Origin of the sequence: Campylobacter sp. LMG 7929 (assembly GCF_024723595.1) — a bacterium.
In the GTDB taxonomy this organism is placed as follows: Bacteria; Campylobacterota; Campylobacteria; order Campylobacterales; family Campylobacteraceae; genus Campylobacter_D.
Window position 1 is genome coordinate 44,519 of record NZ_JANQCY010000002.1, and the last position, 14,365, is coordinate 58,883.

Here is a 14,365-nt window from a genome sequence, read left to right on the forward strand (position 1 = left end):
ATTATAATTATCAAAACACTATATAAGAAAGTATTTAAATGCTAAAAAGTTTAAAAAGAAAAGATTATAAAACACTTTCCTTATCTTCTTTGGGAGGAGCTTTAGAATTTTATGATTTTGTGATTTTTGTCTTTTTTGCTAATTATATTTCAAGAAATTTTTTTCCAAGCGATATGAGTGATTTTTGGAAACTTTTAAATACTTATGGAACCTTTGCAGCAGGATATTTAGCTAGGCCACTTGGTGGTATAGTTATGGCGCATTTTGGTGATAAATTTGGCCGTAAAAAAATGTTTATGCTAAGCATATTACTCATGGTGCTTCCAACTTTTTCTTTAGCTTTTATACCTACTTTTGAAAGCATAGGTTATCTAGCTCCGGTATTTTTATTACTTGTTAGAATAGCTCAAGGTGTAGCCATAGGTGGAGAACTACCTGGTGCTTGGGTATTTGTAAAAGAACATGCGCCTGATGGGAAAGATGGTTTTTGTGTTAGCGCTATTAATGCTTCTATGGCTTTTGGAATTCTTTTAGGATGTGCTGTTGCATTGGTAATTAATCATTGTTTTGAGCAAGAATCAATTTATGATTATGCTTGGCGTATTCCTTTTGCTATTGGTGGATTTTTTGGCATTATTTCTATATATCTTAGAAAATTTCTAGAAGAAACACCGATTTTTCAAAAAATGCATCAAGAAAATAATTTAGAAAAATTTCCGCTAAAGACACTTTTTAAAGAAAAAAATATTTTTTTAGACATCGTCGCCTCTATGCTTTTAACATGGATGCTTACAGCTTGCGTGATCATACTCATTTTACTTATGCCAAATTTTATACCTGAGGTTTTAGTTCTTGATAAAACAGATGCTATTTTAATACAAATGATTGCGATAATAATTTTATCTTGTGGAACTTTGCTTGCTGGAATTTGGGTAGATAAATTTGGCTTTTTAATCACTAGTTTGATTTTTACAATAGGTTTTAGTCTTTCTTGCTTTTTTTATTTTTATTTTTTCTATGCTCAAATTCTACATTTAAGTATATATTTTTATTTTATTGCATGTTTTTTTGGCGGCATTAATGCCTTAGCGCCTATTTTAATGTGTAAAATTTTTAAACCAAGTATTCGCTTTAGTGGAATTTCTTTTTCTTATAATATAGCTTATGCTATAGCGGGTGGTTTTACACCTCAGCTTGTATTTATGTTGCATTCTTTAGCTATAAGACCTGAGAATCCTTTTGTTTATGGAATTTTTATTTATATTTTATTTTTATCACTTATAACACTTCTAACCACTATATTTACTTATAAAAGATTAAGATTTTAGTGCTATAATTAAGAAAAATTATTAATTAAAAATTTATAAAAATAAGGAAAATGATTATGAAAACTTTTATTATTTTAATATTTTCTTTACTACCACTTTTAGCACTTGAAATGATTACCCCTTTGCCTGAAAGTGTTCCTTATGATAAAGAAAAAGCTATTTTAGGTAAAAAACTTTACATGGATACAAGTTTATCAAAAGATAAAAAAGTATCTTGTAACACTTGTCATGATATTACAAAATTTGGAGTAGATAATAAAACTTTTTCAACGGGTATTAATGGCATAATAGATGAGCCATTTCATACACCTACAAATTTCAATGCTATTTTTAATCTATCTCAATTTTGGAGAGGCAATGCAAAAGACTTGCAAGATCAAGCCAAACATCCTTTATTAAATCCCAAAGAAATGGGCTTAAAAGATGAAAGTGAAGTAGTACAAATTGTAAAAGCTAACCCAATTTATGAAAAAGAATTTAAAAAACTTTATGGAGGAATTAGCTTTGAAAATATAACACACGCTTTAGCTGAGTTTCAAAAAACCTTACTCACTCCAAATTCTCCTTTTGATCGCTACTTAAAAGGTGATAAAAATGCAATAAGCGAGCAAGCAAAAAGAGGTTATGATGCTTTTTTGTCAAATGGTTGTATAGCATGCCATCAAGGTCAAAATATAGGTGGCAATATGTATCAAAAAATGGGAGTATTTGTACCTTATGATAATGGAACAAACTGGAAAGGGCGCTATGAGATCACCCAAGATCCTCATGATCAATTTGTAGTAAAAGTACCAAGCCTTAGAAATATAGCTAAAACTGCTCCTTATTTTCATGATGGCTCCATGCCAACACTTGATGCTTGCGTGCAATTTATGGCTTATTATCAACTTGGTAAATTTTTAGAACAAGATGTGGTTGATGATATAGTTGCTTTTTTAAATTCTTTAACAGGAGAATACCATGACCCACTCAAATAAAAAATCTTTTTCTTTTTTAAAACAATTCATAACTTTATCCATAGTGGTTTTGGTACTACTTTTAATTTTGACCTTATTTATCTTTAATACCTACAACACCACAAAGAGAAATTCACTCATCATGGGTTCTTTTCAAAAATTAGAAATTCTAGATACCAAAATAGATGAGATTTTTAAAAACAAACTCAATTTGCAAAATTATGACACTAGTGTTGCTTTAATACAAGATTTTGAAAATACTTTAGCAATTTTAAAAGCCAATAAAATAGACACGAAAAAAATACAAACGATTTTTGAGAAAAAAAATGCCCAATTACAGCATTTTAAATCAGCTAATTCTATTGCTATAAATTCAAAACTTTATCTTTATGAAATTCAACAAGAAATCATTAAACAAACAAACAAGCTAGCACTTACTACTCAAGAAGCTAGACAAATAGAATCTATCGGGGATATATTAAGCATCATAGGAACTATGGATATACTAGAGCCTTTAGCACAAAATCGTCTCCAAAGTTTAGTAGCAAATTTAAACACAAACGATCCACAGCTTCCACAAGAATTATTTGAACTTTTTAGCACACATTGTAAAATGATACTAAGTCAGATTAAAATTTTAAAAGATAATTCTCAAAGTTTTCTTGATCAAGAATTACAAAAAGAAATCATATCTCATAAAAATTTCATTGCTCAAGAAATTAATCTTAACAACAAATACAATCTTTACACCGCTATAGGAATTTTCTTATTCACCTTAGCTGTATTGATTTTCTTCATACTTTTAACATTAAAAAAAGTAATCATACCTATATCTTTACTTGAAAAACTAAGTGCAAACTTAGCTGGTGAGCATGCGAATTTAAGCGCAAGATTAGATATTGATAAAAAAAGTGAATTGGCTACAAGTGCTGGCTATATAAACTCTTTTATACAAATAGTGCAAAATTCGGTTTTAGAAGCTATACAAACTGCAAATTCAAGTCACAAAAGCTCACAAAAGCTTTCTCAAAATGCTGAAGTTTTACAGCAAAGCTCACTTTTACAACATGAGCAAATTTCTAATGTCCATGAAATAAGTTCTATCTTAGAAAGCCATATAGACTTAACACAAAATTTAGCTAAAAACACTATAAGTGATATGCATGGCATGCAAGAAGTAATGGCTAAAGTTGAGCTTACACTTAAAGAATTAGTAGAGCTTATATTGTTAAGTGGTGAAAAAGAACAAAGTGTTTTAAGTGCTATGGATATGTTAGTACAAAGTGCTGATAGCATAGTAGAAGTTACTACAACCATAAAAGACATAGCCGACCAAACCAACCTACTTGCGCTAAATGCAGCTATTGAAGCAGCACGTGCAGGCGAGCATGGACGTGGCTTTGCTGTGGTTGCTGATGAAGTTAGAAATCTAGCAGATAAAACCACAAAATCTTTAGTTGCTATAGAAACCACCGTAAGAACTATAGTGCAACAAATCAATGACAACAAAAGTTTGATGGATGGAATTCATCAATCCATGAATGATACCTCTAACAAAGCTAATATCTTACAAGGTGAGGTTGGAACTTCTATAGAAAAATTAAAAACAAGTATTTATTCTACTAAAATCATGGAAGAAAAAAGCGATGAATCAAAAGCTAAAATGAATGAGCTAGAACAAAATATAGAAAAAGTAACCGAACTTGCAAATTGTGTTAAAAACTACTCCCTTGATTTAACACAAATTTCACAAGATGTTTTAGAAAATGCTTCTAAACTTTCAGAAAAACTAAAAACATTCGAGTAAGAAAGATTAAACTTTCTTACTTAGATAAAATATCTGCCTTGCCATTTATTATGGCAACACAATGCTCATAATGAGCCGCATTTAAACCATCTTTGCTTCCTGCTTCCCAATTGCCTTTTAAATGTACCGGCGTGCCATCTTTTTGACACACCATAGGCTCTATGCAAAATACCATACCATTTTTGATTTTAGGTCCGCTTTTTGCACTAGCGCCTGGTTCTAAATAATTTGGAATTTCAGGCTCACCATGGGGTTTTTTACCTATACCATGACCACAATAACCCTTCAAAGGCACAAAACCTCTTTTAATAATAAACTCACCAAGTTCATAAGAAAGCTCTTTAAAGCGCATACCCTCTTTGATAATATCTATAGCATAATACAAAGCATCTTTAGCACAAGCAATTAATGCTTCATCAGTAGCTGAAATTTTACCTATAGGTATAGTCCTTGCTGCATCCCCATAGTATCCATCTATGCAAGTACCTACATCAAGACCTAAAATATCACCTTCTTTTAAAACACGCTCATCGCCCACACCATGAATGCAAGCTTGATTAAGCGAGATACAAATACTGCCTGGAAAACCATACAAACCTTTAAAAGATGGTTTTGCACCATGATCAAGTATAAATTCTTCCGCTTTAATATCAATTTCTTTTAAACTCATACCTGGAACTATAATACCCTCTAGATAATCAAGCGTTCTAGCTACAAGCTCATTTGCCTTGCGTAGTTTTTCTATCTCTGCTGGTTTTTTGATTTCTATCATTTACATTTTCCTTAAAATTTTTAAAAATTTAGCATTTATGCGCTTTTAAAAGCTTTAAGGAAAAAACCTTAAGTTCTAAAACTTAAGGTTTTAACATACACTTGTAAGATTGGTAGCTAAACCACCTAAGGAGGTTTCTTTGTATTTTGAGTTCATATCCTTGCCGGTTTCATACATAGTTTTTATAACCTCATCAAGACTTACTTTTGGAGTTGATTTTCTACTCATTGCCATTCTAGCAGCTGAAATAGCTTTAATCGCTCCAAAGGCATTTCTTTCTATGCAAGGAATTTGCACTAAACCACTTACTGGATCACAAGTTAATCCTAAATGGTGTTCCATCGCAATTTCAGCAGCATTACAAGCTATCTTTGCATCAAAACCCATCACAGTAGCCATAGCTCCTGCTGCCATAGAACTTGCACTACCAATTTCAGCTTGACAGCCAGCTTCAGCACCACTTATGCTTGCATTTTTCTTATAAAAAGAACCTATTAACATAGCAGTTAGCAAAAAATTAATAGCCTTTTCATCATTAAAACCAACCGTATGGTTTTTAAGATAAAGCATTACAGCAGGTACAACAGCGCAAGCTCCATTAGTTGGAGCAGTTACTACTCTAGCTCCACTTGCATTTTCCTCTGCAATAGCAATAGCATATAAAGAAATAAAATCAATAATCCCCAAAGGATCGCTTGTCATAGCCAAACGCTCATTAAGCCCTTTTGCACGGCGTTTTAAATGTAAATTTCCTGGAAGAAAATCTGAACTTGGATGAATACCATTATAATAAACTTCTTGCATTACTTCCCAAATTTCTAAACAATAAGCTCTAATTTCTTCTTTAGTATGAAATTGAAGCTCGTATTCATAAGAAAGTTTTGCTAGATCCCATGATCTTTCTTCACAAATTTTTAAAGCATCACTTGCATTGTTAACATCAAGTTCTAATTTAGTATGTTTTTGCTCGCAAGCTCCGTCTTTGTGTTTTTGAAGCTCAGCTTCACTCATAACAAAACCACCACCCACTGAATAATAAATTTCTTCAGCAATGATTTCTCCATTTTCATCATAAGCGCTTACTTTTAACCCATTTTCATGTAAAGGTAAAAAGTCTTTTTCAAAAATCAAATCTTTATCATAATCAAAATTTAATTCTTTTTGAGCATTTAAAACCAAAATTTTATCTTGTAAAATTTTATTAAACACACGATCTTGCAAAGCAGCGTTGAGTTCTTTTGCTCTTAAGCCACTCAAACCCCATATAATAGCCTTATCACTTAAATGGCCTTTACCAGTAAGTGATAAAGAGCCATAAAGTCTGATTTGAATTTTTGTAATTTGTGTGATTTTATCTTTAATCTTTTCACAAAACATATTACCCGCTAGCATTGGTCCTAAGGTATGAGAAGATGAAGGACCAACACCAACTTTAAATATACTTAAATTACTACTCATTCATTAACACCTTAAAAAGTATAGATTACAGTGATGATTGTCAAAATACCTGTGATAAATACAAATGCATCTAAAGCTTTATTTTGGAATTTTTTCATTTTAGATACAGTATAAATTGCAATCATAGGCATTAAGAATAAGATTGCAGCAATAATTGGACCACCTAAGCTTTCAATAAAACCTAAAATGCTTGGATTTACATAAGCAGTAATTAACATAACAATATACATTACTAAAGTAGAATAAACTGCGATTTTTTTCAAATCAGGGTTTTCATTACCTGCTAATTTGCAGCATTTTCTAACTATACCATAAGCACCTTCTCTAGCACCAAAATAATGACCAAAGAATGAACTAGAAATTGCTAAAAATGCGATTAATGGACCACCATAAGAAATAAATGGATTATCAAGCTTATTAGCAAAATAAGAAAGCACAGGTATGTTTTGCGCTCTAGCTTCAGCAAGTTCAGCTGGAGTCAAAGAAAGCACACAAGATACCACAAAAAACATAACAAAAGCAAGCAACATTACAGAGGTTCTAAGCAAAATTTGATTTGCTTTTTGTACCGAATTTTCAGGATATTCTCTTTTTACACTTAGAGAAAAAGTAGAAATAGCCGGTGAGTGATTAAACGAAAACACTAAAACTGGTAAAGTTAGCCACACTATAGTGATAAATTCTTTCGTACCAGGAATAGCACTAAAACTTTCAAATGACCATTGTGGAATAAGATATAAAGAAAATAAAAATAAAATAGCACATAAAGGATACACAAGCCATTCGCATACTTTAGTGATTAATTCTTCACTAAAAAGCATAATAAGCATAAAAATACTTACCAAAACAAAAGCAAAAAGCGCTCTATAAAAAGGAAGTAAATTAGCTATAGTTTTTCCTTGCTCATTAACACTTGTTTGATACATAGCACTAATTACACTTGCAAAAGAACCATTTGGATCTAAAAGTGGCAAGAATTGATTATAAATAAAACTCTCAAAAGTATTAGTTATACCTACACAATACGCTAAACAAATTGGGAAAATTGCAAAGAAATAAAGCACAGAAATAAAAATACTTACTTTTCTACCAAAATACTCTTCAGCCGCATGAGTAATGTCTTTATCATTACCATTTGCTTGGCATACAAAACGACTTAAGGCTCTATGGCTTAAATACACCATTGGAAAAATAATCAAAGCCATCACAACAACTGGCCAAAAACCACCAACACCTGCCTTAATAGGTAAAAATAAAATCCCCGCACCAACTGCAGTCCCAAAAAGAGAAAGCATCCAACGCGTATCAAAAGAATTCCACTTAAGATTATCCACATTTTCTCCTTGTAAAAAATAATAAAAAAAGCTTTTACCTAAAAAACTTTTTGTATTATTTTACAAATACGCTCTGGAGTAATTTGGCATAATTTTTTCTCTTTCATTTAAAGCAACTGCGGCTTCATTTGCAAAATTTGGATTTCTTAGTAATTTTCTACCATAACAAACCAAATCACACACCCCACCCAAAAGCAAAGCCTCACCTTCACTAGCACTATTTATAAGACCTACACAAGATATAGGAATTTTAACAACTTCTTTTAAGGCCTTAGCATAAGGAGCTTGATAAAGTGGTGCTATGTTTGGCACTAAAGAAGGTTTATTGATATTTCCTCCTGCTGAAACATCTAACATATCAATACCTAATTTTTCTAAAATCAAGGCAAGTTTTTTACTATCTTCTAAATTCCAACCACCTTCTTGCCATTCCGTGGCTGAAATTCTTACAAATAAAGCAATATCAACTTCTTTTTTTATGCGCTTAATGATATCACACAAAAGACGTATTCTATTTTCAAAGCTACCCCCATATTCATCACCTCTTTGATTTGATAAAGGCGATAAAAACGAGCTAAGCAAATATCCATGAGCACTATGAAGCTCTACTGCGTCATAACCTGCTTCTTTAGCTCTTTTAGCACTTTGAATAAATTCTTGCTCAATTTGTAAAATTTCATCTTTGCTTAAAACATGAAGTTTGGAAAATTTTTCACTAAAAGCTATATTGCTTGGGGCTTTTGATATGGCTTCTTTACACGAATTTTTACGGCCACTGTGATTTAGCTGAATGGCAATTTTAGCACCAAAATGATGACAAAGCTCAACAAGCTCTTTATGTCCTTGAATTTGAAAATCTCCCCAAAGACCAATATCATTATCAGCTATTTTTGCATTTTCATTAATCGCACAAGCTTGAACTATGATAAGCCCAACACCACCCAAAGCTCTGGCTCCATAATGTATCAGGTGAAATTGATTAATCTTACCATCTAAAACTTGTGTTTCATACATATCCATAGGGGGCATTACAATGCGATTTTTTACATAAAAATTTCCAATCTTTAGCTCGCTTAAAAGTAAAGACATAATACCCCTTGAAATATTTTTATATTACTATAATAGAAAAAAATTAATTTTTCTTAAAATACATTGTATTTTTAATTGATATTGTAAATTTTAATAATTAATTATCAAAAAAATATTTTTTGAATATATTTTTTTATCTTAATAATAATATTTCAAATGTTAATTTTTCTATTTTTTTCAAAGAAAATGAAAATTTAAAATAAAAAAGTGTAAAAACCACACATTTTAATCAAATAAGCTTTTCTCAAAACACTTTAGCATAAAGCTTTTGCGGTGCAAGGGCGAATAACCAAATGCTTTAATTTTTTCTATATGAGCTTTTGTACCATAACCTTTGTGTTTATCAAAATCATAATGATTATATAATTTAGAAAAATAACACATTTTTTGATCACGACTTACCTTGGCTAATATACTAGCTGCCGAAACTTCTTGTACTTTCATATCAGCTTTAATCATGGTTTTTATACCTAAAACCCCATAATTTAAATTTCCATCATATAAAATCTCATCTTGATTAAAGTGTTTTTTTATGATTTTTAAAGCTAGTTGCAAACACTGACTAAGCCCCAAAGTATCAATCTGCAAAGGCGAAAAAGCAAGGATTAAAAAATTTGAACTAGAAAGAATTTGCTCATATAATTCTTTTCTTTTTTTTGCGCTTAATTTTTTAGAATCAGCCAAACCATCAATATTTTTTAAAAGCTTGCAAGCTCCTATGTGCATATCTCCAGCCAAAGCCCCACGTCCAGCCTCATCTACTCCAACTAAAGCCATTATCTTTCCTTTATAATGCTATATTTTTCTACTAAATTTTCTAAAGAATAATTCATATTAGCAGGAGAGCTTGAAGGGAGTTCAAAAAATTCTTGCTCAGGATAAAATTTAGCAAAATATTTACTTGCAACTTTACCTAATACACAAATTTTTTCTATATTTGCCTTATCTAAAATCATATTTATATCATTTGCTTTAGCATAAGAAATAGTTTTATCATCTGAATTTTTTATCTTGCAACTTGCTATAACATCCCAAAGTGCTATATGATTTGCTTTTAAAAAATCTTTTTGAACTTGTACTGTTTTTAACTCACACTCAAATAATATTTCAAAAATACGCCAAAAACGATTTTTGCTATGTTGATAATAAAAATTTTCTTCTCTTGATTTAATAGATGGGAAAGAACCTAGTATTAAAACTTTTGAGTTTTCATCAAAAAAAGGTTTGAAAGGATGAGTTAGAATTTGCATATTAAACCTTGATAAAAATAAAATATTTTATCATTTTTATCAAGGTTTTTAAAATTATCCTAAAAATTCGCGTTTGAAGTATTCTTTTGGAGCTTTGCATAAAGGACAGGCATTTGGTGCTTTTTTACCACGGTGTATATGCCCACAAACTTCACAAACCCATAACTCTTCTACTTCTGAGTTAAAGAAATCTTCTTCTTCAAGCATTTTTTTAAGCGCTAAATATTCTCTTTCATGTTCAATTTCTACTTTACCTATAGCTGTAAATAATCTTGCTATATTTCTTTTACCCTCATCTTCTGCGATTTTTGCAAAATTTGGATACATAGTAGTATGCTCATAGTTTTCACCCTCTGCTGCGCAGATTAAATTTTTAGCAGTTTCTTCTAAAGCTTTACCATCTACTAATTCATGATAAGCTTTAAATTCAGCTCTTGCGTGCCATTTTTCATTTTCTGCAGCTTCTCTAAAATGTTTTGCAATAGCATGCCAACCTTCTTCTTGAGCAATATCTGCAAATAAATCATATTTATTTCTTGCCATAGATTCGCCAGCAAAAGCTTTCATTAAATTTACAGCCGTTAAATCTTTAGTAATACACTCCATTTCTTGACCACAGCAACTAAGCTTTCCACCACCTACATTTTGTACTTCTACTTCATTGCCACATTTTTGGCATTTATAACTTTCATATTGTTTCATTTAATATCCTTGTGATTAATTAAGTAAGATTTTTATTGAAAAATCCACCCAAATGTTATTTTAGCATTTGGGTGTTAAAGGTTTTAGTATTTTAAGAAATATTCTTGGATTTTCTTAGGATCGCTTGTTTTAGTTAGAGCAAGCATTAATAATACTCTAGCTTTTTGAGGACTCATATCACCTGTATCAATGAAACCAAGTTTTGCATCAGCATCACTTACTGCAACTCTACCAGCTACTACGCGTGAGCTTACCGCTACATTAAGACCTTTTTTAAGCAATTCTTTTAACACATCTTTTTGATAATCATGAATACTACCAGCACCTGTTCCAGCTACAACTATACCTTTGGTTCCATTTTCAAACAAAGCTTTTGCTGCAACACCACTACCATCATTTGCATAACTATAAAGAATATCTACTTTTGGCAGTTCTTTTAGTTTGCTAACATCAAATGGAGATTTTTTGGTGTGTAATTTTGTATTAGTATTATAGAAAAATGCTTTTCCATCTACTATATAACCCATATCACCCATATCTGGTGAGCTAAATGCATTTACATTTAAACTATGAGTTTTCATAACGCCTCTAGCACTTTGAATTCTATCATTCATAGCCACCATTACGCCTTTATTTTTTGCTTGAGGATTTGCTGCTAATGCTACAGCGTTGTAAAGATTTTTAGGACCATCTGCACTAATTGCAGTTGATGGGCGCATTGCACCAACCAAAACAACAGGCTTGTCGCTTTTTACGGTTAAATTTAGGAAATATGCAGTTTCTTCCATAGTATCAGTACCATGAGTAATTACAACTCCATCTACATCAGATTTTAAAAGTCTATTAACTTCTTTAGCAAGTTTTAGCCAAATTTCATTTGTCATATCTTTGCTATCAATATTAGCAATTTGATCTCCGCTAATTACTGCCAAATCTTGAATTTGAGGTACTGCCTTAATCAAAGCATCAACCCCCAAAACTCCAGCTGTATAACCTGTAGTAGCTACTGAACTATCAATCGAACCAGCGATGGTTCCACCTGTAGCTAAAATCGCAACTTTTGGTTTTGCTTCCAAAATTCCTGCTCCTAAACTTAGTGCCATAGCTGCACACATTAACATTTTTTTCATGTTAGTCCTTTCATTAGAAATGATAAAGATTATAATGCAACTATGTTTAAATAAAAATAAATTATAAATATAAAAAATACTTTAGTAAACAACCATTAATTTAAAGCCATAAATTTGCAATTTTTTTTAGTTTTTCTACATCACTTGAAGCATAAAATTCAATATTAGCTTCTTCTTGGATTGATGTTAAGTTAAATTCTTGCTGTAATTGCAAAGCTATAGCTTCACCTGAATGAATAAGTTTTGTGTTTTTACCAAAATACTCTTCCAAAGAATGAGCGATTAAGGGAAAATGTGTGCATGCTAAGATTAAAGCATTAGGGTGAAATTTGAGCTTATTAAAATAATACTCAAAAGCAGCTTTTAAAAAATCTCCTTGAAAAATCCCTTCTTCAACCATAGGTACAAAAAGCCCAGTTGCTTTTTCTTCCACTTTTAAAAAACCTTCTTTGATTAAAGCTTGTTTATAAGCGTGAGAATCCACGGTAGCTTGTGTTGCAATGACTAATATATTAGAGTTTTTATCTTCTAAAGAGTTTTTAACCGCTAAAACTCCTGCTTCTATAACTCCAAGAACCGGAAATGGTGCATTTGCTTTTAGAATTTCTAAAGCATGCGCACTAACTGTATTACACGCAATAATAAGCATATCGACTTTTTTTTCTTTGAAAAATTCTAAAGCTTCTAGGGAAAATTTAATGATGGTTTCTTTATCTTTAACCCCATAAGGCACTCTTGCAGTATCCCCATAGTAAATATATTCTTTAAAAAGTTTTGCTTGAAGTAAAGATTTTAAAACACTAAGCCCACCTACACCGCTATCAAAAACGCCTAGTCTCATCAAAATCCTTTAAAAAGGAAGAAAGTAGAAAATCTACTTTCTTATAAGCCTACTGCACTTAAAGTTTGGTATTTATTCATATAAATTTGGGCTTCGATTTTTCTCATTGTATCAAGTGCTACTTGAACTACAATCAAAACAGAAGTTCCACCAAAATAAAAAGGCACACCAAACAACTTCACAATAAGCCATGGTAGTGTAGCTACAAGCCCTAAATAAATAGAACCTGACAAGGTAAGTCTTGACGCTACTTCATTAAGATAATTCGCAGTTCCTTCACCTGGTCTAATACCTGGTATGAAACCACCTTGTCTTTTAAGATTTTCAGCTATATCTTTTGCATTAAATACAATTGATGCATAAAAATACGCAAAGAAAATAACAAGTAAGAATGTTAAAATATGAAAGAAAAATCCATTTGGATTTAAAAAGTCATAAATTTTTAACACATATTCATTTGTACTTGTTTGTAAAATAGTACTTGGAAACATCAAAATCGCACTTGCAAAAATAGGAGGAATAACACCACTTAAGTTGATCTTAATAGGTATATAATTCATAATACGTTTGTTTTGATTTTGCATGATTACTTTTCTTGAGTAAGAAATAGGAATTCTTCTTTCTCCAAGTTCTACTACTATAATAGCCCAAATAGTAAGTAAAATTACAACTAAAATGGCAATGATAGTCAAGAAATTCATCTCACCTGTATTTACCAAATTTACTGTTCCACTAATTGCACCTGGAATTGTAGAAACAATACCACCAAAGATAATTAAAGAAATACCATTTCCTATACCGCGTTGAGTGATTTGCTCACCTATCCACATCAAAAGCATGGTACCTGCAAGCATAGAAACAGCAGAAAGTGCGATAAAAGTATTCATATCAATCATAATGGCTGATTGACCTGCTTTTCCATGAAGACTTTGTAAGCCTATAGAAACGCCTATACTTTGTATCAAAGTGATAGCTATAGTAGCATAACGGATAATTTGCATATATTTTTGCATACCATCGCGTTCTTTTTTCATTTTTCCTATATTAGGAAAAGTTGCCGCTAAAAGCTCCATAATAATCGAAGCAGTAATATAAGGCATAATGCCTAGAGAGATGATGCTAAGTCTTTCAGCAGCACCCCCACTAAACATATTAAACAAGCCTAATGCATTAGATGCATTAGAATCAAAAAATTCCTTGATAACACTGACATTAACCCCCGGAACTGGAACATAAGCTAATATTCTATAAGCGAATAAAAAAGCCAATGTTATGAGAATTTTATTTGTCAATGTTTTATTCATTATTTTTGTCCGCTAAAAGTAATCTTCTCGTCTTTAATTTTACTAGCAAGATCTTTAGCGCTTGCTCCAATAAGCTTAACTTTATTTACATTTTTTGAAAGCTTATGAATGCTATTGATTGTTTCAAATGTAATTTCGCTAAGCTCTTTGATTGCTGTGATTTTTTCAACATTAATCACATAAGGTTTTTCAAATTTAGAAGTAAAGCCTACCTTTGGTAAACGTCTTTGAAGTGGTTGTTGACCCCCTTCAAAACCTCTTTTTTCATTATAACCTTTTCTGGCAGTTTGGCCTTTTCCACCTTTAGTAGAAGTTTTACCCATACCACTACCTTGACCACGGCCTATTCTTTTGGTTTTATGTGTTGAACCTGGTGCTTTTGTTAAATTCATTG

Annotated in this window: 14 protein-coding genes and 1 pseudogene; 4 read left to right on the top strand and 11 right to left on the bottom strand. The window is 31.4% G+C overall.

Features of this window, described 5'->3' with window-relative positions:
* Positions 1-38 precede the first annotated feature (38 nt).
* From CAMP5118_RS01080 to CAMP5118_RS08060, 4 genes and pseudogenes are all read left to right on the top strand, one after another.
* Complete coding sequence (locus CAMP5118_RS01080; protein WP_337216403.1) at positions 39-1,328, top strand: MFS transporter; 1,290 nt, start codon at positions 39-41, stop codon at positions 1,326-1,328.
* Between the two features lie 53 nt (positions 1,329-1,381).
* Positions 1,382-2,305 (top strand): cytochrome-c peroxidase, encoded by a 924-nt coding sequence (locus CAMP5118_RS01085; RefSeq protein ID WP_412175312.1) that lies wholly within the window; start codon positions 1,382-1,384, stop codon positions 2,303-2,305.
* A pseudogene (locus CAMP5118_RS08055) lies at positions 2,289-2,960 on the top strand (DAHL domain-containing protein); the annotation flags it as partial. The gene CAMP5118_RS01085 and the pseudogene CAMP5118_RS08055, both read left to right, overlap by 17 nt.
* A 504-nt stretch (positions 2,961-3,464) precedes the next feature.
* Complete coding sequence (locus CAMP5118_RS08060) at positions 3,465-4,091, top strand: methyl-accepting chemotaxis protein (protein ID WP_442863220.1); 627 nt, start codon at positions 3,465-3,467, stop codon at positions 4,089-4,091.
* Positions 4,092-4,107: 16 nt separating this feature from the next.
* Here CAMP5118_RS08060 and map read toward each other — a convergent pair whose 3' ends face one another.
* From map to rplO, 11 genes are all read right to left on the bottom strand, one after another.
* Complete coding sequence (gene map / locus CAMP5118_RS01095) at positions 4,108-4,863, bottom strand: type I methionyl aminopeptidase (RefSeq protein WP_337216405.1); 756 nt, start codon at positions 4,861-4,863, stop codon at positions 4,108-4,110.
* Between the two features lie 90 nt (positions 4,864-4,953).
* Entirely contained in the window at positions 4,954-6,321 is a 1,368-nt protein-coding gene (locus tag CAMP5118_RS01100) for an L-serine ammonia-lyase (protein ID WP_066007744.1), read from the bottom strand.
* A gap of 11 nt (positions 6,322-6,332) precedes the next feature.
* Positions 6,333-7,616: an aromatic amino acid transport family protein gene (locus CAMP5118_RS01105; protein ID WP_412175506.1), complete on the bottom strand. Its 1,284-nt coding sequence runs from the start codon at positions 7,614-7,616 to the stop codon at positions 6,333-6,335.
* A gap of 99 nt (positions 7,617-7,715) precedes the next feature.
* Positions 7,716-8,744, bottom strand: a complete 1,029-nt coding sequence (locus CAMP5118_RS01110) for an oxidoreductase (RefSeq protein WP_337216406.1) — start codon at positions 8,742-8,744, stop codon at positions 7,716-7,718.
* A gap of 225 nt (positions 8,745-8,969) precedes the next feature.
* Positions 8,970-9,521, bottom strand: coding sequence for a ribonuclease HII (locus CAMP5118_RS01115; RefSeq protein WP_337216407.1), 552 nt, complete (start codon positions 9,519-9,521; stop codon positions 8,970-8,972).
* Positions 9,521-9,994 (bottom strand): DNA-deoxyinosine glycosylase, encoded by a 474-nt coding sequence (locus tag CAMP5118_RS01120; RefSeq protein ID WP_263675048.1) that lies wholly within the window; start codon positions 9,992-9,994, stop codon positions 9,521-9,523. The genes CAMP5118_RS01115 and CAMP5118_RS01120 overlap by 1 nt, the downstream gene beginning before the upstream one ends.
* 54 nt (positions 9,995-10,048) lie before the next feature.
* A complete protein-coding gene (locus tag CAMP5118_RS01125) occupies positions 10,049-10,696 on the bottom strand; it encodes a ferritin family protein (RefSeq protein ID WP_012660833.1) in 648 nt (215 codons plus the stop codon).
* Between the two features lie 83 nt (positions 10,697-10,779).
* Positions 10,780-11,811, bottom strand: a complete 1,032-nt coding sequence (locus CAMP5118_RS01130) for a type II asparaginase (RefSeq protein WP_256374651.1) — start codon at positions 11,809-11,811, stop codon at positions 10,780-10,782.
* A gap of 115 nt (positions 11,812-11,926) precedes the next feature.
* Positions 11,927-12,667, bottom strand: coding sequence for a glutamate racemase (gene murI / locus CAMP5118_RS01135; RefSeq protein WP_263663720.1), 741 nt, complete (start codon positions 12,665-12,667; stop codon positions 11,927-11,929).
* A gap of 41 nt (positions 12,668-12,708) precedes the next feature.
* Positions 12,709-13,971: a preprotein translocase subunit SecY gene (gene secY / locus CAMP5118_RS01140; protein ID WP_039667833.1), complete on the bottom strand. Its 1,263-nt coding sequence runs from the start codon at positions 13,969-13,971 to the stop codon at positions 12,709-12,711.
* On the bottom strand, positions 13,971-14,363 hold the full coding sequence (gene rplO, locus CAMP5118_RS01145; protein WP_039617163.1) for a 50S ribosomal protein L15: 393 nt from the start codon (positions 14,361-14,363) through the stop codon (positions 13,971-13,973). Before rplO ends, secY begins: the two co-directional genes overlap by 1 nt.
* Positions 14,364-14,365: the final 2 nt, after the last annotated feature.

Bases quoted from the DNA above. Each gene is read 5' to 3' on its own strand.
- CAMP5118_RS01080 (WP_337216403.1), top strand. From the start codon at position 39: ATGCTAAAAAGTTTAAAAAGAAAAGATTATAAAACACTTTCCTTATCT.
- CAMP5118_RS08060 (WP_442863220.1), top strand. From the start codon at position 3,465: ATGGCTAAAGTTGAGCTTACACTTAAAGAATTAGTAGAGCTTATATTG.
- map (WP_337216405.1), bottom strand. From the start codon at position 4,863: ATGATAGAAATCAAAAAACCAGCAGAGATAGAAAAACTACGCAAGGCA.
- CAMP5118_RS01100 (WP_066007744.1), bottom strand. From the start codon at position 6,321: ATGAGTAGTAATTTAAGTATATTTAAAGTTGGTGTTGGTCCTTCATCT.
- CAMP5118_RS01105 (WP_412175506.1), bottom strand. From the start codon at position 7,616: ATGCTTTCTCTTTTTGGGACTGCAGTTGGTGCGGGGATTTTATTTTTA.
- CAMP5118_RS01110 (WP_337216406.1), bottom strand. From the start codon at position 8,744: ATGTCTTTACTTTTAAGCGAGCTAAAGATTGGAAATTTTTATGTAAAA.
- CAMP5118_RS01115 (WP_337216407.1), bottom strand. From the start codon at position 9,521: ATGGCTTTAGTTGGAGTAGATGAGGCTGGACGTGGGGCTTTGGCTGGA.
- CAMP5118_RS01120 (WP_263675048.1), bottom strand. From the start codon at position 9,994: ATGCAAATTCTAACTCATCCTTTCAAACCTTTTTTTGATGAAAACTCA.
- CAMP5118_RS01125 (WP_012660833.1), bottom strand. From the start codon at position 10,696: ATGAAACAATATGAAAGTTATAAATGCCAAAAATGTGGCAATGAAGTA.
- CAMP5118_RS01130 (WP_256374651.1), bottom strand. From the start codon at position 11,811: ATGTGTGCAGCTATGGCACTAAGTTTAGGAGCAGGAATTTTGGAAGCA.
- murI (WP_263663720.1), bottom strand. From the start codon at position 12,667: ATGAGACTAGGCGTTTTTGATAGCGGTGTAGGTGGGCTTAGTGTTTTA.
- secY (WP_039667833.1), bottom strand. From the start codon at position 13,971: ATGAATAAAACATTGACAAATAAAATTCTCATAACATTGGCTTTTTTA.
- rplO (WP_039617163.1), bottom strand. From the start codon at position 14,363: ATGAATTTAACAAAAGCACCAGGTTCAACACATAAAACCAAAAGAATA.